This window comes from Xenorhabdus taiwanensis (assembly GCF_036512875.1).
Taxonomy (GTDB): Bacteria; Pseudomonadota; Gammaproteobacteria; order Enterobacterales; family Enterobacteriaceae; genus Xenorhabdus; species Xenorhabdus taiwanensis.
The window spans coordinates 3,927,732-3,952,464 of record NZ_AP028978.1 but is presented as its reverse complement, the minus strand read 5'-3'; the positions used below and the strand labels follow the sequence as shown (position 1 = coordinate 3,952,464).

The 24,733-nt window shown below is 41.0% G+C and carries 25 protein-coding genes; 16 read left to right on the top strand and 9 right to left on the bottom strand.

Going from position 1 to position 24,733, the window contains the following annotated elements:
* Positions 1-199: 199 nt before the first annotated feature.
* The 3 genes from slmA to coaBC form a co-directional block, all read right to left on the bottom strand.
* Entirely contained in the window at positions 200-799 is a 600-nt protein-coding gene (gene slmA, locus ACE1SE_RS18540; RefSeq protein WP_374053712.1) for a nucleoid occlusion factor SlmA, read from the bottom strand.
* A 159-nt stretch (positions 800-958) separates the two neighbouring features.
* Positions 959-1,417: a dUTP diphosphatase gene (gene dut / locus ACE1SE_RS18535; RefSeq protein WP_047771552.1), complete on the bottom strand. Its 459-nt coding sequence runs from the start codon at positions 1,415-1,417 to the stop codon at positions 959-961.
* Positions 1,395-2,624 carry a bifunctional phosphopantothenoylcysteine decarboxylase/phosphopantothenate--cysteine ligase CoaBC gene (gene coaBC, locus ACE1SE_RS18530; protein WP_374052098.1) on the bottom strand — a complete coding sequence of 410 codons (1,230 nt, stop codon included), beginning with the start codon at positions 2,622-2,624 and terminating at the stop codon, positions 1,395-1,397. The genes dut and coaBC overlap by 23 nt, the downstream gene beginning before the upstream one ends.
* Before the next feature lie 255 nt (positions 2,625-2,879).
* Between coaBC and radC the strand changes: the two genes are divergently transcribed.
* The 8 genes from radC (at position 2,880) to mutM (ending at position 9,958) form a co-directional block, all read left to right on the top strand.
* The gene (gene radC, locus ACE1SE_RS18525) at positions 2,880-3,572 is read left to right on the top strand and encodes a RadC family protein (protein ID WP_374052097.1); all 693 of its coding nucleotides are present in this window, start codon (positions 2,880-2,882) and stop codon (positions 3,570-3,572) included.
* 280 nt (positions 3,573-3,852) lie between these two features.
* Positions 3,853-4,089 (top strand): 50S ribosomal protein L28, encoded by a 237-nt coding sequence (gene rpmB, locus ACE1SE_RS18520; protein WP_038239873.1) that lies wholly within the window; start codon positions 3,853-3,855, stop codon positions 4,087-4,089.
* A gap of 11 nt (positions 4,090-4,100) precedes the next feature.
* Complete coding sequence (gene rpmG, locus ACE1SE_RS18515; protein WP_010847629.1) at positions 4,101-4,268, top strand: 50S ribosomal protein L33; 168 nt, start codon at positions 4,101-4,103, stop codon at positions 4,266-4,268.
* 159 nt (positions 4,269-4,427) lie between these two features.
* Entirely contained in the window at positions 4,428-5,546 is a 1,119-nt protein-coding gene (locus ACE1SE_RS18510) for a glycosyltransferase family 4 protein (RefSeq protein ID WP_374052096.1), read from the top strand.
* A 191-nt stretch (positions 5,547-5,737) separates the two neighbouring features.
* Positions 5,738-6,727: a glycosyltransferase family 9 protein gene (locus ACE1SE_RS18505; protein WP_374052095.1), complete on the top strand. Its 990-nt coding sequence runs from the start codon at positions 5,738-5,740 to the stop codon at positions 6,725-6,727.
* A 16-nt stretch (positions 6,728-6,743) separates the two neighbouring features.
* Entirely contained in the window at positions 6,744-7,865 is a 1,122-nt protein-coding gene (locus ACE1SE_RS18500; RefSeq protein ID WP_374052094.1) for a glycosyltransferase family 4 protein, read from the top strand.
* Positions 7,846-9,024 (top strand): glycosyltransferase family 4 protein, encoded by a 1,179-nt coding sequence (locus ACE1SE_RS18495; RefSeq protein WP_374052093.1) that lies wholly within the window; start codon positions 7,846-7,848, stop codon positions 9,022-9,024. Before ACE1SE_RS18500 ends, ACE1SE_RS18495 begins: the two co-directional genes overlap by 20 nt.
* Positions 9,025-9,148: 124 nt before the next feature.
* The gene (mutM, locus tag ACE1SE_RS18490) at positions 9,149-9,958 is read left to right on the top strand and encodes a bifunctional DNA-formamidopyrimidine glycosylase/DNA-(apurinic or apyrimidinic site) lyase (protein ID WP_374052092.1); all 810 of its coding nucleotides are present in this window, start codon (positions 9,149-9,151) and stop codon (positions 9,956-9,958) included.
* A 39-nt stretch (positions 9,959-9,997) separates the two neighbouring features.
* Here the strand turns inward: mutM and coaD are convergent, their stop codons facing one another.
* The 3 genes from coaD to waaA are packed head-to-tail and all read right to left on the bottom strand — an operon-like array spanning position 9,998 to position 12,532.
* Positions 9,998-10,480, bottom strand: a complete 483-nt coding sequence (gene coaD, locus ACE1SE_RS18485) for a pantetheine-phosphate adenylyltransferase (protein ID WP_374052091.1) — start codon at positions 10,478-10,480, stop codon at positions 9,998-10,000.
* Positions 10,446-11,255 carry a glycosyltransferase family 2 protein gene (locus ACE1SE_RS18480; protein WP_374052090.1) on the bottom strand — a complete coding sequence of 270 codons (810 nt, stop codon included), beginning with the start codon at positions 11,253-11,255 and terminating at the stop codon, positions 10,446-10,448. Before ACE1SE_RS18480 ends, coaD begins: the two co-directional genes overlap by 35 nt.
* The gene (waaA, locus tag ACE1SE_RS18475) at positions 11,255-12,532 is read right to left on the bottom strand and encodes a lipid IV(A) 3-deoxy-D-manno-octulosonic acid transferase (RefSeq protein WP_374052089.1); all 1,278 of its coding nucleotides are present in this window, start codon (positions 12,530-12,532) and stop codon (positions 11,255-11,257) included. Before waaA ends, ACE1SE_RS18480 begins: the two co-directional genes overlap by 1 nt.
* A gap of 184 nt (positions 12,533-12,716) precedes the next feature.
* On the opposite strand from waaA, the gene rfaQ reads away from it, so the two are divergent.
* From rfaQ to ACE1SE_RS18440, 7 genes are all read left to right on the top strand, one after another.
* A complete protein-coding gene (gene rfaQ, locus ACE1SE_RS18470; protein ID WP_374052088.1) occupies positions 12,717-13,781 on the top strand; it encodes a putative lipopolysaccharide heptosyltransferase III in 1,065 nt (354 codons plus the stop codon).
* Complete coding sequence (locus ACE1SE_RS18465; RefSeq protein ID WP_374052087.1) at positions 13,778-14,908, top strand: glycosyltransferase family 4 protein; 1,131 nt, start codon at positions 13,778-13,780, stop codon at positions 14,906-14,908. The genes rfaQ and ACE1SE_RS18465 overlap by 4 nt, the downstream gene beginning before the upstream one ends.
* Positions 14,905-16,008 (top strand): glycosyltransferase, encoded by a 1,104-nt coding sequence (locus ACE1SE_RS18460; RefSeq protein ID WP_374052086.1) that lies wholly within the window; start codon positions 14,905-14,907, stop codon positions 16,006-16,008. Before ACE1SE_RS18465 ends, ACE1SE_RS18460 begins: the two co-directional genes overlap by 4 nt.
* Before the next feature lie 33 nt (positions 16,009-16,041).
* Positions 16,042-17,139 carry a glycosyltransferase family 9 protein gene (locus ACE1SE_RS18455; protein ID WP_374052085.1) on the top strand — a complete coding sequence of 366 codons (1,098 nt, stop codon included), beginning with the start codon at positions 16,042-16,044 and terminating at the stop codon, positions 17,137-17,139.
* On the top strand, positions 17,136-18,092 hold the full coding sequence (locus ACE1SE_RS18450) for a polysaccharide deacetylase family protein (protein ID WP_374052084.1): 957 nt from the start codon (positions 17,136-17,138) through the stop codon (positions 18,090-18,092). The genes ACE1SE_RS18455 and ACE1SE_RS18450 overlap by 4 nt, the downstream gene beginning before the upstream one ends.
* A gap of 119 nt (positions 18,093-18,211) precedes the next feature.
* Complete coding sequence (locus ACE1SE_RS18445) at positions 18,212-19,291, top strand: glycosyltransferase (protein ID WP_374052083.1); 1,080 nt, start codon at positions 18,212-18,214, stop codon at positions 19,289-19,291.
* Positions 19,292-19,405: 114 nt separating this feature from the next.
* On the top strand, positions 19,406-20,293 hold the full coding sequence (locus tag ACE1SE_RS18440) for a GNAT family N-acetyltransferase (protein ID WP_374052082.1): 888 nt from the start codon (positions 19,406-19,408) through the stop codon (positions 20,291-20,293).
* Here ACE1SE_RS18440 and rfaC read toward each other — a convergent pair.
* From rfaC to rfaD, 3 genes are read right to left on the bottom strand one after another with little or no spacing between them, the layout of a single operon-like run.
* Entirely contained in the window at positions 20,273-21,250 is a 978-nt protein-coding gene (gene rfaC, locus ACE1SE_RS18435; protein ID WP_374052081.1) for a lipopolysaccharide heptosyltransferase RfaC, read from the bottom strand. The genes ACE1SE_RS18440 and rfaC overlap by 21 nt on opposite strands.
* On the bottom strand, positions 21,250-22,302 hold the full coding sequence (gene rfaF / locus ACE1SE_RS18430) for an ADP-heptose--LPS heptosyltransferase RfaF (RefSeq protein ID WP_374052080.1): 1,053 nt from the start codon (positions 22,300-22,302) through the stop codon (positions 21,250-21,252). The genes rfaC and rfaF overlap by 1 nt, the downstream gene beginning before the upstream one ends.
* Positions 22,303-22,311: 9 nt before the next feature.
* Positions 22,312-23,250 carry an ADP-glyceromanno-heptose 6-epimerase gene (rfaD, locus tag ACE1SE_RS18425; RefSeq protein ID WP_374052079.1) on the bottom strand — a complete coding sequence of 313 codons (939 nt, stop codon included), beginning with the start codon at positions 23,248-23,250 and terminating at the stop codon, positions 22,312-22,314.
* A 277-nt stretch (positions 23,251-23,527) separates the two neighbouring features.
* On the opposite strand from rfaD, the gene kbl reads away from it, so the two are divergent.
* Entirely contained in the window at positions 23,528-24,724 is a 1,197-nt protein-coding gene (kbl, locus tag ACE1SE_RS18420) for a glycine C-acetyltransferase (protein WP_374052078.1), read from the top strand.
* The last annotated feature ends 9 nt before the right edge of the window (positions 24,725-24,733 follow it).

Sequence of the window (24,733 nt, the reverse complement as noted above, 5' to 3'; positions counted from 1 at the left end):
GATGGGCGGGGTGAGTAGTAGAAATGGCATCTATCTATATGATAAGGATTGCGACAATGATGCCATTATTAGTCACTTAGTAGTGAACTCAATGAGCCGGAACATATTAACACAACTCAATAAAAAATCCGCACGTTATCATTCACTGGATAAGGATATGAACTTACGATACTGCGATAAGCTATTGTAATGGATTAGATTATTGCAGTTGGGTTAATATCAATGGCCAGCGTGCTTCAAATTCAGTTGTCGGGCGATAGCGAAATTCAGAGCGAACAAAACGGGAGAGCATCCCTTCACAAAACGCCAGTAACTGTGATGCCAATACAGACTCGTCATAAGCGAATCCTTGCCCATCACGGATTTTTCTCTCTTTTAAAATTTGGCGAAGTTGCATTTCAATTCGCTCAAATAGCTGGTTGATGCGATTTTGCAATCTGTCTTGTTCGAACATTAGGGCATGACCGGTCATAATACGGGTCAGCCCCGGATTCCTTTCTGCAAAACCCAAAAGCAGGACGAGGATTAACCGAATGCGTGTGATGGTATCTTTTTCATCTTGCAGGATCAGATTGATACGTGAAATTAAGGAATCTTCAATAAACTCAATCAAGCTGTCAAACATCCGGGTTTTGCTCGGAAAATGACGGTAAAGGGCTGCTTCAGAAACACCAACGTTTGCGGCAAGTTTTGCAGTAGTAATGCGTTGGCTACCATCACTGGATTCCAGCATATGTGCCAGTACCTGCAAGATTTCCTCACGTCTATTTTTCTTTTTTGTACGTTCTTTTTCTGCCATGTCTGGTAAGACCCCTGCTAAAACAGCAAAACAAATCCAGCTATTTTTTGCCACAATGTTATTGCTGTCAAAAGAGATTGTCATCAAAGACATTGTTATCAAAAACATTGTGAGCAAAAAATATAAAAATCAGTTGACGGTATCAGGCCTTATGGAAAATTATTGGCGACCGGAATGACCAAATCCACCACTGCCGCGCTGGCTTGTCTCAAAATCTGCAACCAAATTAAATTCAGCCTGGACCACGGGTACAAAAACCATCTGGGCGATGCGTTCGCCGGGTTCGATGATGAAAGTTTTATCACCACGGTTCCAAACTGAAACCATCAATTGTCCCTGATAATCCGAATCGATAAGTCCCACCAAATTCCCCAGAACAACGCCATGTTTGTGACCCAGACCAGAGCGAGGAAGAATAACTGCCGCCAATTGTTCATCTGCAATATGGATAGCAATCCCTGTTGGCAGAAGTTCAGTTTGACCAGGAGCCAGTTCCACTGCATTATCCAGACAAGCACGTAAATCTAAACCCGCAGAGCCAGGTGTAGCATAAGTCGGTAAAGGAAATTCTTGCCCGATGCGGGGATCAAGGATTTTAACGTCGATTTTTTTCATCATAGCGTTTGAGTATCTCGTCTAATAAGCGGTGGCTGAGTTGTAATTTACCACTGTGGGGTAACTGAACACTACCATCACGCCAGAATAGATGTAATGCGTTAGTATCACTGTTGAAACCGTGTCCGGCCAGAGATACATCATTTGCGCAAATCAAGTCCAGATTCTTCTGCTGGAGTTTTCCGCGGGCGTATTCTTCCACATTCTGGGTTTCAGCTGCAAATCCAACGACAAATGGACGATTTTCTTCCATGGCCGCAACGTTCGCTACAATGTCAGGATTTTTCACCAGTGTAAATGTGATTTCGTCACCCTGCTTTTTGATTTTCTCTGTTGCGATTTGCTTGAAACGATAGTCAGACACGGCAGCGCAACCGATAAAGATATGCTGTGAGGTTACGGTAGCTTTAACCTGTTCATACATTTCCAGTGCACTATTGACATCAATGCGTTTAACGCCTTGCGGTGTGGGTAAATTAACGGGGCCGGTAATTAATGTTACTTCAGCACCATGCTCTGTCGCAGCCTGTGCAATGGAAAAACCCATTTTACCGGAGCTATGATTGCTGATGAAACGGACGGGATCCAAGGCTTCACGGGTTGGTCCTGCGGTAATAGTGATGTGTAGACCAGAAAGATTTTGCTCGGTGTTGAAATGTTGTATTGCCCGTTCGACGATAGTCATTGGTTCCAACATTCTCCCTGGCCCTACATCACCACATGCCTGGCTGCCTTCAGCGGGTCCCCAAATCAATACATTACGCTCTTTAAGTACCTTCAGGTTATGCTGAGTGGCCTGTGCACGGTACATTTGTTGGTTCATTGCGGGGGCAACAGCAATAGATGCAGAGGAAGCCAGACAGATTGTGGTGACTAAATCATTCGCCATGCCTGCGGCCAGACGAGCCAGCAAATCAGCCGTGGCAGGCGCGAGAATAATTAAATCAGCCCATTTTGCCAGTTCGATATGCCCCATGGCGGCCTCGGCTGCGGGGTCTAGAAGATCATCTGAGACAGGATGACCAGATACTGCCTGTAAGGTCAGTGGAGTGATGAAAGCCTCTGCTGCGGGAGTCATGACAACGCGTACCTGGGCACCACGATCACGCAAACGGCGCACCAATTCGGCAGTTTTGTAAGCGGCGATCCCTCCGCTGATCCCAAGGACTATTTGTTTACCAGAAAGTGGGTTGCCGGAAAATCCTGTCATTTTGATTGTCCAGATGTCAGTTGCAATTCCTTAAGATTCTATCACAAGAAAATATTGCGTTGAGAGCCTTCCCTATTTAGACAGCCAAAAATGGCAAGTTTGCGAAGCACTGCGCAAGCCTCGCAAGTCGATCTGGCGGCGATTTTTTCATCATGGAATAGTAGATGCGAAATGTAGGTGAGTGATGGTACCCATCGTTATGGGGGACTATAGGGCAAGGGGTTGGAACAAAGGATATTGAAGGGGGAGAAAATTATGGATTTGACGGTAATGGAAAGAAACGATGAGTTGCATTTAAATCTTCTTCCCCGAGAGAAATTATTGGCTTATGGCGCTGTTTCCTTAACAGACGCGGAGTTATTGGCTATCTTTTTACGTACAGGCTCCAGGGGGGTTCATGTCGTACAAATGGCAGAATATCTGCTGAAATCATTTGGTTCGCTTTATCACCTTCTATCCGCGGATTACGATGACTTTTGTGCACATAAAGGCATGGGGCGATGCAAATATGTCCAATTGCAGGCGGTATCTGAACTGGCAAAACGGTTTTTCTCCAGTCAATTTATCCATGAAGATATCATGAGCAGTCCCACGATAACCCAGAATTATTTGCAGGATTTATTATCCTGGCAAGATCGGGAGATATTTGTGGTGCTGTTTTTAACTAACCAGAATAAAGTTATTTGCCATGATGAAATGTTTAAAGGAACGATAAACAAAGTTGAAGTTCACCCGCGTGAAATTGTGAAACAGGCGGTTAAAGTGAATGCCGCATCAATTATTCTTGCCCACAATCACCCTTCCGGCAATCCAGAACCTAGTTTGGCAGATAAATTGGTGACAGAAAAAATTATTGAGGCTTGTGGCTTGGTTAGCGTTAAGGTTTTGGATCATATCGTCATTGGCAAGCAATCTTGTGTCTCATTTATGGAAAGAGGTTGGATTTAATACCGTTTTTTCGCGATACGATCAGATCTTAGTTGTTCGGGACTTGAGCATCAGCGAATGAGGGCGTATACTACGCCACCTTTGAGGATCTTGGGTTTGACGAGAAGAGCCTATCTCAGTAAGTTTTTTTACTGGGAAAATGTGAGTCTTTTCAGTGACGTTCTTTTCAGTAACCTCTTTTTAGTAAGTAAAGAAAGTTTGCTGAGATGGGCTCCTAAGCCTGACGAGGCGGTCATACCCAATACAAAGCTCGAGCTGATTTGATTTTTGGAGAATAGACATGTCCCGAGTCTGCCAAGTTACTGGCAAGCGTCCGGTGAGTGGTAACAACCGCTCCCACGCATTAAATGCGACTAAGCGTCGTTTTCTGCCTAACCTGCACTCTCACCGTTTCTGGGTTGAGTCTGAGAAACGTTTTGTAACTCTGCGTGTATCTGCTAAAGGTATGCGTGTGATTGACAAAAAAGGCATCGACACAGTTCTGGCCGAACTGCGTGCCCGTGGTGAGAAGTACTAAGGAGCTGAAAAATGGCTAAAGGTATTCGCGATAAAATCAAGCTAGTTTCTTCCGCTGGTACAGGTCACTTCTATACCACTACGAAGAACAAGCGTACTATGCCTGAAAAACTGGAAATGAAAAAATTCGATCCAGTTGTTCGTCAGCATGTAATGTACAAAGAAGCTAAAATTAAATAATTTTAGTGGATTATAAAAAGCCCAGCATTATGCTGGGTTTTTTTATATCTGTTGATAATGCCACTGTAGCTTATTTTAAATTGGGCTATGCGTGTAGGCCCATGCATCGTTCAGTTATACTACTTTTTTCAATTATGGACCGTCAGGTGTAGCGCTAAAATGGTTAGAAAGACCTTGAATATCTTACATACAGAATCATCGTGTGGTTGGGGAGGGCAGGAAATTCGTATCCTGACAGAGTCTCAGGGCATGATACAGCGCGGACACCATGTGGTTATCGTTTGTTGCCCAGCTTCAACCCTTTACCGTGAAGCTCATCATTATGGAGTGTCTGTTGTTGCGCTCCCAATTGAAAAAAAACGTCTTTCTTGTCTTCGGGCAATGCGTCATTGGCTAAAAACAGAAGGTCGCCAGTTCGATGTAATCAATACCCATAGTTCTACTGATTCTTGGCTGGTGGCTGCGGCATGTGCCACATTAAAAGGTATGCCTCCGATAGTTCGAACCCGTCATGTTTCGACTCATGTTTCAAAATCTATTGCGACTCGTTGGCTGTATTTACATGCTGGTCAGCATATTGTGACAACGGGGGAAAAACTACGCCAATATCTGCATGTACATAATGATTATCCTCTGTCTCATATGACCTCTGTGCCGACAGGAATCGATTTGTCACGTTTTCATCCTGAAAGTAAGTCCTCAAGCCGTCAGCGTATTGGCATCAAAGACAAGCCAACACTGGGCATTGTTGCCACAATGAGAACGTGGAAAGGCCATCGTTATCTGCTTGATAGTTGGAAAATTCTCCATCAACGTTATCCTGATTGGCAATTGCTGTTTGTGGGAGATGGTCCCCAAAGAAAGAATTTAGAGCCGCGAGTTCAGCAGGAAGGGTTGACAGAGAGTGTCATCTTTCTTGGTAATCGCCAGGATGTTCCTGATTGCTTAAATGCAATGGATATTTTTGCTCTACCTTCGTTTGGTAATGAAGGTGTACCTCAAGGTATCATGCAGGCAATGGCGTGTGGATTGCCTGTTGTCTCTACATCGGTAGGAGCGATTACCGAAGCTGTAATTGATGGCGATACAGGGTATATTATCGAACCTAAAAATGTCGAACAATTAACAAAAAAGTTAGATTTATTAATGCATGATGCAGGGTTACGTTTACAAATGGGGGAGGCTTCACTGCGACGGGCAACTTACTTATTTGGCATGGATAATATGTTAGAAAAAATGGAGTCTATTTTTTATTCCAGTATGGAAAGTAAGCGGTAATATTTTGTTTATATTATTTTTATCCGTATTAGCAGAGTCATCTATGTTTTTTATTAACTATTTGCAATATCATTAGCTTTATTTTTTGTATACCTATTGTGCTTATTAACCATAAATAGAACAGTGATTCACTTTACTGTATAGTACCTTAAGTGCCCAATCTTTGGATTGATAATTTAATATTCATTATTATGCAACCCCAAAATATTCTAATCATCAATATTGCCCGTTTTGGTGACACCTTGCTAATAACTCCGGTTATACGTGCCCTGAAAGAAAAATGGCCGGAGGCAAATATTGATATATTTGTGCATAAAAAAACGAAAGAAATCCTTGAAAATATCGATTTAATTAATCAATTGAAAGGTTTTTCAAAAGGCAAGGCGAAATGGTGTGGCTGGTTTTCTCGTCGACACTATGATCTGGCATTAGTCTATGGCCAAGATAAATCCCTATTGCAGTATGCCAAACGTGTAGCAAATTTGGCTGTTTATTTTTCGGATATCTCTGGTAAAAACCCAAATGAGTATGCTATAGCAAAGCCTAGAGAACTTATGCCTGCTCAACAGGAAAGGGCGCTGTTAATCGATTCACTTGGGGTTGAAGTGAGTAATTGGCGTTTGCAGTATAATGTAAGCCGGTATGAAGCGGAGTACGCCAGAGATTTTCTTCAACGGCAAGGGATAGAACGACAATTAAGAATTGGTTTTCAGTTACAGAGTTTCCCTGCAAAAGCCTATCGTGATTGGCCTGTAGAACACTTTTACGAATTAGCTCAACATATTTATCGTGATTATCCGTATGCGCATATTTTGCTGTTAGGCAGTAAAGATGGTGAAAACAGTGCGCGAATGCTGGCTGAGAAATTGGGCACAAACAGATGCTCATCATTGGCGGGTAAGACTACGATGCGGCAAAACGCGGCAATCATGAGTCAGCTTAATTTGTATATAGGCGTTGATACTGGAACAACTCATCTGGCAGGGGCCTTGGGAATACCAATGGTCGCTCTGTATCACAGTTTTCACCCAGGGCGTTTTCTCGCACCTCAGCAACATCCAAAATTAGTGGTAATTGAACATCCTGTAGATTATCGACAGGCAACTCGTCAAGATACAATGTCAGCAATATCGGTAGATCAAGTCTGGCATTCAGTTCAGTACTTGCTGAAAAATGAATGAAAGGATAATACACCAAATGAAGATAGGATTTATCGATGTTACTGTTACCATGTCGTACGGCGGCATTCAAACCGCTGTTTGGGAGTTAGCCAAATCACTGACAGATGCGGGGCATGAAGTTCATATTTTCGGTGGTACTGGCGATATTCGGCCTGCATTAGGCGAAAGAAATATCCATATTCATACTTTTCCATTTATTCCCAGAGAACGCGTGCTTAACATTGGACGTCGCTTCCAACGTATTGTTGAACGTTATTCTTTTGCCCTTCATGCCCGTGCAACAGTTATTGCTGAAAATTTTGATTGGGTGATTTTGACCAAGCCTTTTGATTTTTTCTGGCCCAGAATGATGCCTGAAACATCCCATACCCGGTTTTGCTATATGAGTGGTGGAACCAGTTTTTTTAAAGGGGATCGGGTATTGGGTAAAAAAATATCTGCATGGGTTGCATGTAGCCATTTTAATGCCTGGCAGATTCAGCATCATTTCAAGCAATTTCCGAGCGTCATCTATAATGGGGTAGATGTCGATAAATTCAAACCATCTGGCTCAGATGTTCGAACTCGATTAGGCATCCATGAGAAAACGTTTCTGTTAACGTTTGCTGGCAGGTTGGTTGGTTGGAAAGGCATGAAAATCGCCATTGATGCAATGGCTTTGTTGCGGACCAAGGATGTAAAATTATTGATTATTGGTGGAGGTGAAGATTTGAAATTGCTTAAAAAGCGGGTTTCTGCTTTGCAGCTAGAAAAATCCGTGATTTTTCATCCTCCTGTTGGTCATGATCAATTACCTGAATTTTATGCGGCGGGTAATGCCGGTGTTTTCCCTAGTATTGGTGATGAGGCATTTGGTATTACTATTGCTGAAGCGATGGCATGTGGACGTCCTGTGATTGCCAGCTATATTGGCGGAATACCGGAAGTGGTTGGTAATGAAGGCAGTGCTGGTATTTTGGTGACACCGGGTGATGCTGTGGCTATTGCTGAGGCGGTAAATCATCTTTTATCTTTGCCGGATAGAGGAGAAAAGATGGGGGAATCTGCCCGCCAGAGAATTGAAACGATGTACACTTGGGAACATTCTGCTAGCCGTTTATTGAACACCATAAAAAATAATGAAAATTGCGTATATTGATCCTTATCCTGTGCCTGATTATCGGGTTGCGTCACTACAAATTTTGCAGAATGTAGACGCTTTTGCTCGTCAGGGGCATAGTGTTTTCCTGATTACCCCAAAAGGCCAAAGCCAAGTTGAGGAAATTCTTGGCAGGTCATTGCCGCCTTCTGTGGAGTTAATCGCCCTACACGATATACGTAGAAAATGGTATTTCCCGCTAAATACTCAGAAATTGTTTTATTTGCAGGTTTCTCGCTGGCTTAAAGAGCATCAAGTTGATGCCCTTTTTACCCGCAATATTAAAATGGCGAATTACCTGCTGTGTAATCATTCGGATATTCCTCATTTCTTTGAAAGCCATGAAGTATTTTCTCAGTCGTTTAGAGAATCCCATGATTTGCTCAATCGTAGAAACCAACGTAAGTATCATACACTGAGAAAAATTGAACAGCAGGTTTATGCGGGCTCTAGGGTTGTTTTTGCCCTGACTTCACTATTACGAGAAGATATTTATAAGCAATACGGTGTCAAAACACCGATTGTTGTAGCCCCCGATGGGGTTGATATGCTGGCGGTTGAATCTGCTAAACAGACGCTTGCTGGCAGCGAACCCAACAGTACTCTTCCTAAAAAAGTGCTTTATTTGGGGAGCTTACATCGTTGGAAAGGTATCCCAACGGTAATGAAAGCCATGTCTTACCTGGATAACGTTGAACTGAACATTGCTGGTGGTACCACTGAACAAATTGAGCGATTGCGACAGACGGCTGAACAGATTGGTGTAAGTGATAAAATTAATTTCCTTGGTTTTGTCCAACCCAGAAAACGCTTTCAGGTTATTGCTGGTAGTGATATTTGTGTTCTGCCATTGACGAAAACCAGTATTGGCAGTCGCTATACTTCCCCTCTCAAGCTGTTTGAATATATGGCTATGGGTAAGCCTGTGGTTATTTCTGATTTCCCTTCCATTCGTGATGCTGTTGATGAAAATGCGGTAAATTTTGCTGATAGTGAAAATGCAGAGAGTTTTGCTGAACAGATTCAATGGCTGATTAATCATCCCGCTGAAATGATGGCGAAAGTTGACTATTCTCAACGGCTGGTTGCAGATCGTTTTAATTGGGATCAGCGTGCGAAGTTAATTATGGGGGGGATAGCTGAAGGGTTGTCCCAGTGAGTATCTTTACCCTGTTATCTCAATCAAATCTGGCTGCAAATGATACATGAAAACGGTAATGTAATCTGCTTAGATACAATATTCTCAGAAATAATATCGTAGATAATTTATTCAAGGAGTGGGTATGCCGGAACTACCAGAAGTGGAAACCAGCCGCAGGGGAATTGAACCTCACTTAGTTGGTAATGTGATCCAATATGCTGAGGTCAGGAATTCACGTTTGCGCTGGCCTGTTTCCGGGCAAATCATGACGCTTTCAGACCGGCCAGTGTTGAGTGTTCAACGGCGGGCAAAATACTTATTGCTCGAGTTGCCGGAGGGCTGGATTATTATTCATCTGGGAATGTCTGGCAGCTTGCGTATTTTGTTGGATGAACTGCCTCCAGCAAAACATGATCATGTCGATTTGATTATGGCCGATGGTAAAATTCTCCGGTATACCGATCCCCGACGTTTTGGTGCGTGGTTATGGAGTGACAATCTTAAAGAGTGCTCTGTACTGGCTCATTTAGGCCCTGAGCCTCTTTCTGAGCAGTTTGATGGCGAATACCTTTACACTGTTTCTCGCAACAAAAAAGCGGCTATCAAATCGTGGTTGATGGATAATAAAGTTGTTGTTGGTGTTGGGAATATCTATGCCAACGAGGCGTTGTTCGTTGCACATATCTTGCCTGAACGCCCCGCGGATTCATTAACGCAGCAAGAAGCCCATCTATTGGCTGATATAATCAAACAGATTTTACGTCGTTCCATTGAGCAAGGCGGAACGACACTGAAGGATTTTCTGCAATCTGATGGCAAACCGGGATATTTTGCTCAGGAGTTGTTTGTCTACGGCAAGAAAGGTGAACTTTGTCCGCTATGCGGTGAGAAAATCGAGTGTGTAAAATTGGGGCAACGTAGTACATTTTTCTGTCGTCAGTGCCAGCATTAAACGGATTGGGGGCAGAGGATACTTGCCCCACGTAAGGTATTATTTACCTAATTTCTTTAGCATTGCCTGTGTAACTGGTTCTGACAGGAAGGATGAAACGTCGCCATCATGGCGAGCAACATCCTTGATTAAGGATGATGAAACGAAAGACAAGGTTTGGGAAGGCAATAAAAAGACACTTTCCAGCTCAGGCATAAAATGTCGATTCATATTGGCAAGTTGCCATTCATATTCAAAATCTGAAACAGAACGAACGCCGCGGATTAAGATGTTAGCCTGCTGCTTTTTGGCAAAATTAACCATCAGTTCGCTAAACCCAACCACGTCGACATTTTCCAGATGAGCCGTGACTTCTTTTGCCAACGCGACACGCTCTTCCAAACTGAACATGGGACTTTTTCTATCACTATTAGCGATGGCCAATAAAACATGGTCAAACATGTTTGCGGCGCGAGTAACAATATCAAGATGACCGTAAGTGATAGGGTCAAAGGTGCCGGGATAAATCGCTTTTCTTTTCATCGTTGTTTTTACCCTTTGTTTGAGTCATTTCCCAAAGTGCAGCGTATTTGTTGAATGTATACTGGGCGTTTACAATTGCCAATATCAGGCCTTGCTTACCATCCAAAAAACCTGCCCTTAATAGCCAGGTTTTGAGAAATGCACCCAGCGTATGGCTGATTATAGAAAAATAACGGATTTTTTTTCCTTGCTCGTAGCGATGCTTTGCCCAATCTCTTGCATAATTTAATTGTTTTTGCTGGAACTCCATCAGGTCACGGCAGGTCAGGTGACGTAGTTCTCCCCTTAGCGTCACGACAGATACGCCTTGAGTATCAAGGGATTCGTGAACCTGATTGTTGTTGTATTGGTAACGTTCGCGGCAATAAAGGCGAATAACCCTGTCAGGATACCAGCCACTGTGTTTCATGAATCGCCCCATAAACAGATTGAGGCGTGCGCAGCTATAGACTTTATTGTTATCAGGATTTGCCAGGACTTGTTCAATGGACGCTTTTAGTTCTGGCGTTACGCGTTCATCGGCATCAATCATAAAGATGTAATCACCGCTGGCATAGGATTGCGCGAGCTGCCGTTGCCGACCGAAGCCAGGCCATTGGGTATTTGAGTAGACTTTTGCCCCCATTTCGCTAGCTATTTGGCAAGTTGTATCGGTGCTGCCGGAATCCAGGACGATGATTTCATCCGCCCAATTCACAGAAAGCAGACAATCTGCCATCACATCAGCGGCATTTCTGGTGATCATGACAACGGACAGGCGTTTTTTCGCAATCATCAATGTCTCCTTGGAGGGAGGTAAGGTTCCAGTAATTTTAGCAAGCGTTGAAGAGCACCTTGGTTTTCATGCAGGACTTCTGCGGCGTGGTGGCCGTAATAGCGTCGGTAATCTTCGTCTGTCAGCAGGCTATTGATAGCTGAACTTAATGATTGGCTATCCGTAACAGTAATCAATCCATCTGCTTTATTCAGCTTGGCGCAAATATCTTTAAAGTTGAATGTGTGTGGACCCATGATAACAGGAATGGCATGGGCAGCCGCTTCCAGCGGGTTATGTCCTCCGCGTTCTATCAGGCTCCCTCCGACAAAAGCCAGATCAGCGATACCATACAGGAGCATCAATTCGCCCATCGTATCGCCAATAACCACTTGCACATTAGTGTCAGGAATAATGTTAGCACTGCGTAAGATCGCGTTTAATCCCGCTTTTTGGGTTAATTCAGCGGCTTTAACAAAACGTTCAGGATGGCGGGGCACCAGAATTAACAGCAGATCAGGGAATTGTTTAAGCAGCTTGCAATGTGCATCCAGGATAATCGTCTCTTCTCCATCATGGGTACTGGTTGCTATCCATACAGGGCGATGCGGTGCCCATTGGCGGCGTAACGTGACGGCTTTTGCCGCGAGTTCTGGTGTAACAGAAATATCGAACTTCAGGCTACCCGTTACAGAGAGTTGGGAGCGTCTTAATCCCAATTCGATAAAGCGTTCACCATCTTCCTGATTTTGTGCGGCAATCAACGTGATTTTATTTAAAATGGTTTTAATAAAGCCGCCAATTTTCTGGTATCCCACAGCAGAGCGGGCTGATAGTCTCGCGTTGGCGATAACCAGTGGGATTTCCCGTTGCTGTAGCTGAGTAATCAAATTTGGCCATAGTTCAGTTTCCATAATGATCACGAGCTTAGGGTTTACGTGATCAAGAAAACGTCTCATTGAACCTGGCAGGTCATAGGGAAGGTATACATGGTTAACATCATTGCCCAGAGCAGAAAGAACCCTTTCAGAACCAGTCGGTGTCATGGTTGTTATAGTAATGGGCAAAAAAGGGTAATGGTGCCGTAAGATCCGTACGAGCGGAATAGCAGCCAATGTTTCTCCAACAGAAACGGAATGCAGTAAGATCCCACCAGGGGCCACCTTTTTAGCGCAAAAGCCATAGCGTTCTCCCCAGCGTTTGCGGTACGCAGGTGATTTTCGGCTGCGCAGTAGCAGACGTAACCAGATAATTGGTTGGATAAGGTAGAGAAGTACCTGATATAAGCGAAGCAACATTCTATCAAATTCACTGACATAGACTGCGGTTATAGTACCACATTGGCTTGAAGAAAGTGTGTAAAATGCGGATACGTTGTGCGCCAGTGAATATACTTGATATCTAAAGATGGAAGGGGAGAGTTGCTGCCTTTAGAATATAATTAATAAGATTTCTGCCTCAATTGCGAATATTGGAAACACAATGGGTAAAATATCCCCTGGGTTTAAAAAGATTCTTATCATAAAACTAAGACATCATGGTGATACATTGCTTATCACACCAGTTGTGAATACGTTAAAAGAAAATTTTCCTGATGCTGAAATTGATGTTTTATTGTACAAAGAAACAGAGCCAATGTTGATAAATTTTGCTCCCGTATCCCATATTTTTTCCGTTGATAGACAATGGAGAAAGGAAGGTCTAAAAGCTTATATCACCCATCATTGGCGTTTACTGAATCAGTTGAGGAAAAGAAAACACGATCTCATCATTAACCTTGCTGATCAGTGGCATAGCGCTCTGGTATCTAAAATTTCTCGCGCCCCAACCCGTATCGCCTTTGATTTTCCCAAGCGACAAAACTGGTTATGGAAAGTCTGTTTTAGTGATTTGGTTTCTACTGAAGGTGAAGAATCTCTACATGTAGTTGAGCAGAATTTATCAGCACTGAAACCGATTAATCTTTCCAGTATCAATTTCAATGTAACAATGAGTTATAGTGAAGGCGATTGGCATAAGGTATCAAATCTTTTACACATGGGGGGAATTCATCACAAGTATATCGTTATCCACCCGGCATCACGTTGGTTTTTCAAGTGTTGGAATGATGAGAAAATGAGTGAAACCATTAATGCTTTGCAAGCAGATGGACATTCAATTGTTGTGACATCTGGAACGGAATCACGGGAAAAAGAGATGGTGGAAAAAATTTTATCTACCTGTAATCAGAAAAATATTGTGTCTTTAGCAGGTCGGATTACGTTACCTCAGCTTGGGGCACTAGTTGCCCATGCTAAGTTGTTTATTGGCGTTGATTCTGTTCCTATGCATATGGCTGCTGCACTGAAAACACCTTGTATTGCATTATTTGGACCCTCTAAATTAGCTTTCTGGAGTCCATGGCATGCTATTGGAGAAGTGATTTGGGCGGGGAATTACGGTAAATTACCTGATCCTGATGATATTGATACCAAAACAGATACTCGTTATTTGGATCTTATCCCTACTGATGTCGTAATTACTGCTGCCCGGAGATATTTATCATGAAACCTATGCGCCTTGCTATTGTCCGGCAAAAATATCGGCCTGATGGAGGTGCGGAACGTTTTATTTCCAGAGCCCTTGAAGCATTGGATAATGGCAGTTTGGAATTGAACGTCATTACTCGCTCTTGGGAAGGGAGTCGCAATCCTAATTGGCATGTACATTTGGCAAATCCTTTTAAATGGAGTCGGATTAGTCGCGAGAAGAGATTTGCAGAGGCTGCAAGGCTCATTTGGCAAAGGGAGAAATTCGATATCGTTCAAAGCCATGAACGCATTGCCGGATGTGATGTGTACCGAGCAGGGGATGGTGTTCACCAACGTTGGTTGCAGCAAAGATCACGGATCTTGCCATCCTGGAAAAGCAAATTGCTTTTTTCTAGTCGTTATCATCGTTATGTTATGGGCGCTGAAAAAAAAATGTATCTCTCCCCTGAATTAAAAAAGGTTATTTGCAATTCTCAGATGGTTAAGCGTGAGGTGATAGCAGATTTTGGTCTGCCCGATGAGAAAATTTCTGTTATCTATAATGCCATTGATCAGTCACAATTTTTTCCTGTTGGGGAAGCTGAACGGCTTGCGTTGCGGCAAAGATATGCTATTCCTGCACAAGCAAAATGTTTTGTGTATGTTGGTTCTGGTTTTGAAAGAAAAGGATTGAAAGCTGCGATAGAATCTATCAGCATGACGGATGCTTATCTGGTTGTGATTGGCCAAGATAAAGAAGAAAGTAAATATCAGCAGTTGGCCAACTCGCTTGGTTGCCATGAACGAATTCGATTTATGGGGGTACAGAAAAAGACATTACCATTTTATCAAATGGCAGATGGACTATTATTACCAACATTATATGACCCTTTCCCGAATGTTATTTTAGAAGCTATGGCATGTGGCTTACCTGTCATAACTAGTGACACTTGTGGGGGCGCTGAATTCATTGTTTCAGGTGAGAATGGCTTTGTGTGTGATGCCCTCGATATTTCGGCTTTGGCTGAGTCTATCTCTTTAGTGCCAGCAAACCATTTGACCAGTAAAATCTCAATGTTATCAAAAGCGAAAATAGTGAACTACACTCCTGCTTATTTGTCTCAGCAACTTACGGAACTGTATAACAAGGTGCTTTCCCAATGAAAGGACATGTTTTATTTATTATTGATGGATTACCGGGAGGAGGAGCTGAGAATGTTACAATTCGTTTGTGCCGTGGCCTGCAACAAAAAGGTTTTGATATTACCTTGTTATCTCTCTCTGACAGGTGTGACTATCCGATCCCAGATCATGTTGAATTAATCGTTAATGCTGATGAATATAGAGGGCCTTTTAGAAGACAGACTGAAATTATCCGTAGAGCTAAATCTATGGATAAAACTCTGGCTAAAGTCTTTCTTCAAAAAGGTACACCTGTATTAGTAATATCCAACTTACATAAAACGGATCGTATTGTTACAAAATCTAAGATATTGACCGATCTAAATGTGTGGTTTTGTATTCACGGTATGTTTTCAAAATCGTATCTTGAGAATAAAACAGGGTTATCTTATTGGATTAAAAAATTAAAAATCCAACGTGTTTATAAAAATCGTAACTTAATTTGTGTTTCTGATGCTGTTGGTTTGGATTTGAAAGAAAACTTATCGTTAACCCCTAAAAAAATGGTCACTATTTATAATCCATTCAATCTAGATGAAATTAAAAATCATTCTTTGGAAATAAATCCCTATTCCAATGAGAATTATTTTCTTCATTTAGGGCGTTTCCACAATGTAAAACGTCACGACCGCTTATTAGATGCTTTTGCCAAAGCTGATATTCCCTGTAAGTTGTTAATCGCGGGTCAGGGGGATGATGGTATGACTAAAGAAATTAAACAAAAGATTGAGGAACTAGGCTTACAATATAAAGTTTTTCTAATTGGTTTCTTGGTGAATCCATTACCTGTAATACGAGGAGCTAAAGCTATTGTATTAAGCTCTGATAGTGAAGGGTTAGGTAATGTTTTGATTGAAGCGCTGATTTGCCATACGCCTATTGTCAGCACGAATTGCCCAGGTGGTATCAGTGAGATTATGGTAGGTGAGTTGGAACAATACAAGTCAGAACTGACCTCTGAATCATTAGCAGAAAAAATGCAGTTGGTTTATCAAAATCCACCAATCATTACAGAAGATATGTATAAAAAATTCGATTTGGAAATTGTGCTTGATAGTTATTTAAATCTGATTCGGCAATAAATATTATTATTATTATTACTTTGAGATATTTTAATGAGTTATAAGAAATTCCAAAAATTACGTGCAATAAATAGGAAAAAAAATTATTTTTTAAAAAAATTAAAGTTTAATTTTTCTAAAATTTTTATTGATACATGGAAGAAGAATCAATTTCATGTTAATAGCATAAAAAAAGTCCTTTTTTTACGAGATGATAATAAAATTGGTGATATGATAGTTTCTACCCCCATATTCAGAGCATTATCTGAGAGAGGGATTGAGTTACATGTATTATCAGGTTGCTCCAATTACTGTGTTATTGAGTATAATCCATACATAAATAAAGTTTATTTTTATCCGAATAAAACTAGAGAGATAATAAAACTCGGTTTGGCATTAAAAAAAGAAAATTATGATCTTGTAATTGATATGGGAGATCAACTCTCTGTCATTTATCTATTGTTTATACGACTCATCAATGCTAAAAATGTATTAGGATTCAACAAGGATAAAATTAATATATATAATAATAGCATAAAATATTTTCAATATGAATCTCATATTACTGAACGATATAAAGTTCTTATGAATAGTATGGGGGTTTATGATTTTAATATGCAATACGATATACATGTTCCGAAGATTACTCAGGATAAGGTGCATGATTTTTATATAAAATTATCTGGAAAAGTAACTGTTGTTATTAATCCTTTTTCCGCCATAGAAAAAAGAGATCTTTCAGAAGAGCAACTAATAGGAATAATATCCTATATTAGAGAATTATATCCATTAACTAATATTATATTGATTGGAAAGAGTGATAAATTAAACACTATTTCACATTTAAATGGTTATATAGTTAACCCATTTGATGATTTTCTTTCTGCTGTGGAGATCATAAAACATTCTGATTTGGTTATTTCACCAGATACATCAATTGTACATGTGGCTGCAGCATATGAAAAAAATATAGTTGCATTATATGGCAATGACAAGCATGGAAATTTTGTTAACAATAATGTGTGGGGGCCGGGAAATAAAAATGCTATCCAGTTAACTCAAAAGGAAATTAATAGTAAGATTCGAGAAATACCATTACATGTTATTTTGGACAAGATAGATTTTTTCTTAACTAGGCTAACTTTATCATGAATAAATCTGCATTTATCATCACAATTGATACTGAAGGTGATAACCTTTGGCAAAACAGTGAGCAAATATCTACCAAAAATACGCAATATTTACCACGATTTCAGAGCCTATGTGAGCGCTTTGGTTTCAAACCTGTTTGGTTAACTAACTATGAAATGGCGATGGATGAAAATTACATCGAATTTGCCAAGGATGTGATTGCCAGAAGTACGGGTGAAATTGGTATGCATTTACATGCCTGGAATAGCCCACCTATTGTTCCCCTCACTGGCGATGATATGCATTATAAGCCATATCTGATTGAATACCCTAAAGATCAAATTAAAGGAAAAGTTGGTTTTATGACCAATCTTTTGGAAGAGAAGCTTCAAACTAAGATGTTGAGCCATCGTGCTGGCCGTTGGGCATTTAATGAGTATTATGCACAATTATTAGTGGAGTATGGATATCAAGTAGATTGTTCTGTTACACCAAAAGTTAATTGGAGCTTTACCCAGGGTGATCCTAATGGAAATGGTGGAACAGATTATAGCCGTTTTCCTGATCATGCTTATTTTATGAATTTGCAAGACATTTCCAAAGAAGGAGATTCTTCGTTATTACAAGTACCGATGAGTATTCAATATAAGCACTCTGTAGTTATGAACTTCATTAAGCAAAAATATGATCGATTAAGAGGAAAACAGCGTTCTCCGTCGGTTAATTGGTTGCGACCGAAAGGCGGAAATTTGGCTCAAATGAAAACCGTTGTCCAGAAAACGTTGGCATCTGGCAGTGATTATATTGAGTTTATGTTGCATTCCTCTGAATTTATGCCTGGTGGGAGTCCAACATTTAAAGATGAAGAACAAATTGAATTGCTTTATCAAGATTTGGAAGATTTTTTTAAATTTTTAAAACCCTTGGTTCAAGGAATGACATTGGCAGAATATTATAGGTTGAAATGTAAATAATGAATGCTGATTTTATGTTTCTTGGGTTTAAATGTTATTGTGGGATTTTAAAAGTGAAATTATGAGATTTTTATTAAACGAGATGTTTTTTTATAATTATTAATTTATTGAGGTATGTAATGTTTACAAGAAAAATAATGATAGTTGGTTTTGAACTTGGGGGGTTAGGTGGAACAGAAACAGTATGTAAAAAATTATATAATCTATTAAATGGATATTCAGATATAAACTTTGTCTTTCTTAAGCAAGATAAGGAAAAAAAGAACCATAATTGGTTAAAAGATGTGCCTTTCTCTATATTAGAGTGTTATCAAAAAAACACTCCTTTACGTAGATATATCTTTTCATATAAATTATCTAGAATTATTAAAAAACAGAAACCAGACATTATAATATCAATTGATGCCATTAGTTGTTATCTTTCTAATATTGCTAATAAGTTGGTTTTTAGAAAAGTGAAAACATTCTCGTGGATACATTTATCTCTTTTTACTGCATATAAAGCAGAGTTTGTGCTGAAAGCAGAAAATCATTTATCTATTAGTAATGGTAATACAGAATACCTTATTAAAAAGGGAGTTAGTAAAGACAAAATCTTTACTATATTTAATCCATTTGCGAGACAAGAAAAAACGATATTAAGGCCAAAAAATGTAACAAAATTTATTTTCATAGGACGAGTTCTTGCGAAAGAAGGAAAAAATCTGCAAGAAATGTTCAATGCATTATCTATGGTAATAGGTAATTGGGAATTACATATAATTGGTACTGGTGTAGTCGATGATATAAAGTTTTTAAAAAAACTGTCAGATAAATTGAATATTAGCCAGAATATATTTTGGCATGGTTGGATTAAGGAACCTTGGGATTTCGTCCAAAAAAATGTTGTTGAAGTTTCAGCATTACTCTTAACTTCAAAAAATGAAGGTTTTCCTATGGTTTTAGGAGAGGCTATTTCTTATGGTATTTATTGTATTAGTTCAGATTGTCAAACAGGAACAACTGATATTATAAAGCAATATCAAAATGGTGAATTATACCCAGTTGGGGATACTAATAAATTGGCTCATATATTGAAAAATATAATTTCAAAAAAAGAACTTCCAGAGTATAATGAAATCAAAAATACAATAAATGATATCTATGATGAAAGGTATATTTTGAGAATTAAATCGATTTTAAATATTAAAAATGGGTGATTTTGTTTTTTCTACGAATTTAATATTTTTTTATAGGCGCTCCAATATAAGATAGAATAATTTTTTTGTTTTCTTATGATTTAATTTTAGTGATATAATATTTTATAGGACTTTATGGAAAAATTAAAAGTACTTCTTTCAGGATGGAAAGAATGCAATTTTGAACAGTATAAAGATGCTCACGCTCTTTTTGGTGGATGTACATTAACACATCCCAATATTGTGTCTTTTTTGGATAAACATCTTAATGGGCAGTTTTGCTTTTATATCAAAAAAACAGCATCTGGAGTTAAAGGTGCTTGTTTTTCTTACAAAAATAAAAAATTGATTGAAGAAATGCAAACTAGATACCCAGTTTCATATGATGAAATTGTTTTCCCTATTGCAGCAGATGTAAAACTATTTTTACCCGTAAAATCAAAGCGATTATCGCCTATCCATGAAAAGAATTTTATCAATGCTAGTTATAGACCTCTTTTCAGTAAGCGCCAAGTCTGCCTAATCAAAGACAATTTTTCTTACAAAACTCGCCGTAATCGCAGTAACGAGATCAACAAATTTAAACGTGCGGGGGGAGAAATCCGTCCTTCAAGTGAATTCAGTGCAGAAGAATTAGTGGATATTTATATCGATCTATACCAAAAGCGTTGGGATTATAGTCATTCTGAAGAGCAAAAAAAGCATCTCCTTGAGATGTACACTGAGCTTCGTGAGCATATATTTGGTAATGTGCTGTTGATTAACGGAAAACCTTGTGCTTATGATTTTGTCCTGCAGGCGGACAGCCCTAAATGGATTTCTTTTGATGCTATTAATGGTGGTTATGATTCTGAATATGCTCATCTTAGCATTGGCAGTATCTTGATGTGGGTAAATATTCAGGAAGCCAAAGCTCTGTGCCAGCAGGAAGACAAAACCATGCGTTATTCATTGGGTAATCCTACTTTTGAATACAAAAATCGTTGGTGTGAAACATTGCCACTAGGCAAAGTGCTTTTTTAGCTTTCCCTGCAAGAGCAGCATAACTTCCTCTGAAGTAATACCTTGCATCGTATTATCCGCTGATTTTAAAGGATGTTGCTCTTTACCATATCCACCGATTAAGCCAGGATCAGTCGGCCCGAATAGCGTAATATTGGGTCGATCAAGTGCTGCTGTAAGATGGCTTAATCCCGTGTCAACTGAAACTACGGCTTGAGCCCCTGCGAGAACGTGTGCAACGTCAGCCAGAGTTAGTTTTGGCAGAACATCAACATGGGAAAATCCTTCCGCTAGCCTTAATGCCCGCTGATATTCATGCTCGGCACCCCAGGGTAGTTTGATGCGCATACCCGTTGCCCGGATATCTGCAATAAGCTGCCGCCAATGATTTTCAGGCCAATGTTTTTCATCACGTGTAGTTGCATGGAGGAAAACGAGATAGTGATTTCGGCCGCTGGTTTGCTGGCTTAAAAAATGGCGTGCGATGGCATAATCACCTTGCTCTGATGGTTTTTTATAGCCTAAACTATCAGCAAATAAAGCTCGAATGCGTTCAACCGCATGCTGTTGCTTGCTGACAGTATGGCAGTGATCATAGAAGAAACTGGCGATGGGTTCACGGATGCTTTTTCTGTCGTAACCATGCTTTGGGCCATGTGCTAATCGGGTTACCAAAAAAGCACTTTTTAACAGGCCTTGTGCATCAATGACAGCATCATATTGGTATTGTTGCAGTTGTTTCCGGAACAGCGCTCGTTCTTCACGAATATCTTTTCTGAACCAATTTTTCCGCCAACGGCGAATAGCCACAGGGATCACATTGCCGACAGCATTGTGCCAGGTTGGAATTTGGGCAAATCCTTCTTCCACTACCCAATCAAATTGAATGTCAGGAAACTGTTGTTTTGCATCCGTTAGTGCTGGCAGAGTATGTAATACATCCCCCATTGAAGACGTTTTTACCAGTAAAACACGCATTAATTTTGGCTCTCCGCCTGTAGCAGTTTTTCTAATGAAGATAAAACCCTTTCAGGTTGAATATCGATCAGGCTTTGGTGATAGCCGTCATCGCTGTCGCCTTTTCTGATTTTGTGATAGCCCGTAATCAGACGGATCACTTCAGCCTTATCCGATAGTGGTGGGGTAAAATCCGGGCTGCTTGGCCCGTATAATGCCACCAGAGGACGGTTTAAGGCCGCCGCGACATGCATCAAACCTGAGTCATTTGTGACGATAGCATCACACGCTGCGATGACATTTACCGCTTGTTCAAGCGAGGTTTTTCCAGCCAGATTGAGACAATCTTCGCGGGCATCATCGCTTAAAAGTGCGCGAATATCTTCACCTGCCTGATGATCTTTGTCAGAACCAAACAGTAAGACTTGATAGCCTTTTTGAGTAATTAACTGTTCAGCTAGAACTGCATAGTGATAGTGTGGCCAGCGTTTGGCTGGACCGAATTCGGCACCTGGGCAGAAGCCAATAATAGGGCGGTGATCAGCAATATTGAAGGCTGAGCTCGATTCTGCAATATCTTCGTCATTGACACTTAATCGCGGCCATAATAAAGGTTTTGGAAGATCATCTGCGCTACGCATGTTTTTCCCTTCATAAGCGAGAGCGGCGTAGCGTTGGACCATGAGTGGAAAAGCATTTTTATTTAGGGCTCGGATATCATTTAGCAGCCCGTAACGCATCTCACCGCGCCAGCCTGTACGTAGCGGGATATTGGCGAAGAAAGGTACTAGTGCAGATTTGAATGAGTTGGGCAATACATAAGCACGATCGTATCTATTTTCACGCAATGCCAGCCCAAGACGTCGGCGCTCAGCCAAGGCAAGGGCACCATGACCAAGCGGCATGGCTAATGCCTGATGCACTTCTGGCATTTTTGCCAGCAATGGACGGCACCATGCTGGCGCTATTACATCAATTTCTGCATTGGGGTACAAGCCTTTCAAAGTACGGTAGAGGCTTTGTGACATCATCATGTCACCCACCCATGATGGGCTGATCACCAATATCTTCATAGAGGTCGATTAATTATCCTGATTGAGCCATTGCATATATTCAGCGACGCCTTCGGCAACCGTCTTGAACGGCTTTTGATAGCCAGCGGCACGAAGTTTTGTCAGATCTGCTTGAGTAAAACTCTGGTAACGGCCTTTTAATTTTTCTGGAAAGTCGATGTATTCCACGGCTGGGGATTTTTCTTTATGGAATTCAATCACAGCATCTGCAACAGCCTGGAAAGATTCAGCGCGGCCTGTTCCACAGTTAAAAATGCCGGAAACGCCATTTTTCCAGAACCACAGATTGACGGCGGCAACATCGCCGACATAGATAAAATCGCGGCGGAAATTCTCACTGCCAGCAAATAACTTCGGATTTTGTCCCTGGTGAATCTGATTATTTAAATGGTAGGCGACACTCGCCATACTGCCCTTATGCCCTTCGCGCGGCCCATAAACATTGAAATAACGGAAGCCACAAATTTGGGAATCCGCATGGGGCAAGATATCACGAACATATTGATCAAACAGAAATTTGGAGTAGCCATAAACATTGAGCGGTTTTTCATATTGGCGCTCTTCAATAAAATTATCACTGCGGCCGCCATAAGTAGCAGCAGAGGAGGCGTACAGGAAGGGGATTTGACGATCGAGACAATAATGCAGCACATCTTTGGAGTACTGGTAATTATTGTCCATCATATATTTACCATCCCATTCCGTTGTGGATGAACAAGCCCCTTCATGGAAAATGGCATCAATGTCACCTAAATCATCACCCGCAACGATGCTGGCGATGAAATCTTCTTTATCTATATAGTCGGTGATATCCAAATCAACCAAATTGACGAATTTTGTTCCATCTTTCAGGTTATCAACAACCAGAATATCCCTGTAGCCTTCGTCATTCAGTGCCTTGACAATATTGCTGCCAATAAACCCTGCACCACCAGTGACAATAATCATTTGGCTCACCTCTAAATAGTCAGTTCATTTTATACCCAGCTTTATACTGTAACTTGATGTCTATTGGGTATGTCTTCGCTGCGTATAATAGCACTTAACCCCACTGACGACAGCAGCTTAAACAGGGGAATATCCTGAAATATTACTGTATACCAGACTCTGGGGCGTGATCAGCTTTACAAAGTTGATATTATCTTTTTCGTTGTGTCGTCACTGGCAGGATCTACCAGTAATATACATTTCGCCTTTCACTTACTTAAGGATTCAGGAGAGAAAAATGTCAGCGTCGTTTTACCAGAAAATTAATGCGCAGTTGGAACAAACCCGCTCCGAAGGATTATTCAAAAGTGAGCGTATAATCACTTCTGCCCAGGATGCCAATATTGCTGTTGCTGAAGGTAACCAAGTAATTAATTTTTGTGCTAATAACTACTTAGGCTTGGCCAATCACCCTGATCTGATCGCTGCTGCAAAAGCAGGCATGGATAGCCACGGTTTTGGTATGGCATCCGTTCGCTTTATCTGTGGGACGCAAGATTCTCATAAAGAATTAGAAAATAAGATTGCTGAATTTTTGGGTATGGAAGATGCCATTCTGTACTCCTCGTGCTTTGATGCAAATGGCGGTTTGTTCGAAACCCTGTTTGGGCCAGAAGATGCCATTATCTCTGATGCCTTGAACCATGCCTCCATCATTGATGGTATCCGCTTATGCAAAGCAAAGCGTTACCGCTATGCCAATAATGACATGCAAGAATTAAGAGCCCAGTTGGGAAAAGCAAAAGCAGAAGGTGCGCAGAATATCCTGATCGCAACTGACGGGGTATTTTCAATGGATGGTGTCATTGCTGACCTGAAATCCATTTGTGATTTGGCTGATGAATTCGGTGCTCTGGTCATGGTGGATGATTCACATGCGGTTGGCTTTGTTGGTAAGCATGGTCGTGGCACACATGAATACTGTGATGTTATGGGACGTATTGACATCATCACCGGTACGCTTGGTAAGGCACTAGGTGGCGCATCTGGTGGTTATACTGCCGCGCGTAAAGAAGTTGTTGAATGGTTGCGCCAGCGTTCACGTCCATATCTGTTCTCCAACTCACTGGCTCCGGCTATTGTCGCTGCATCGATTAACGTGCTGGATATGTTGAAAAATGGGGATGATCTGCGTGATCGTCTCTGGAAAAATGCGAACTTGTTCCGTGAGAAAATGACGGCGGCAGGTTTCATTCTGGCAGGGGCAGACCATGCAATCATCCCTGTTATGTTAGGGGATGCGAAACTGGCGCAGGAATTTGCCTCAGAACTACTGAAAGAAGGCATTTATGTCATTGGGTTCTTCTATCCGGTTGTGCCGAAAGGTCAAGCGCGTATTCGAACCCAGATCTCAGCCGCTCATACTGAAGAACAAATTGAACGTGTGGTGGCTGCATTTATACGTATTGGCAAGCAATTGAATGTCATTGCTTAAGGTATCATT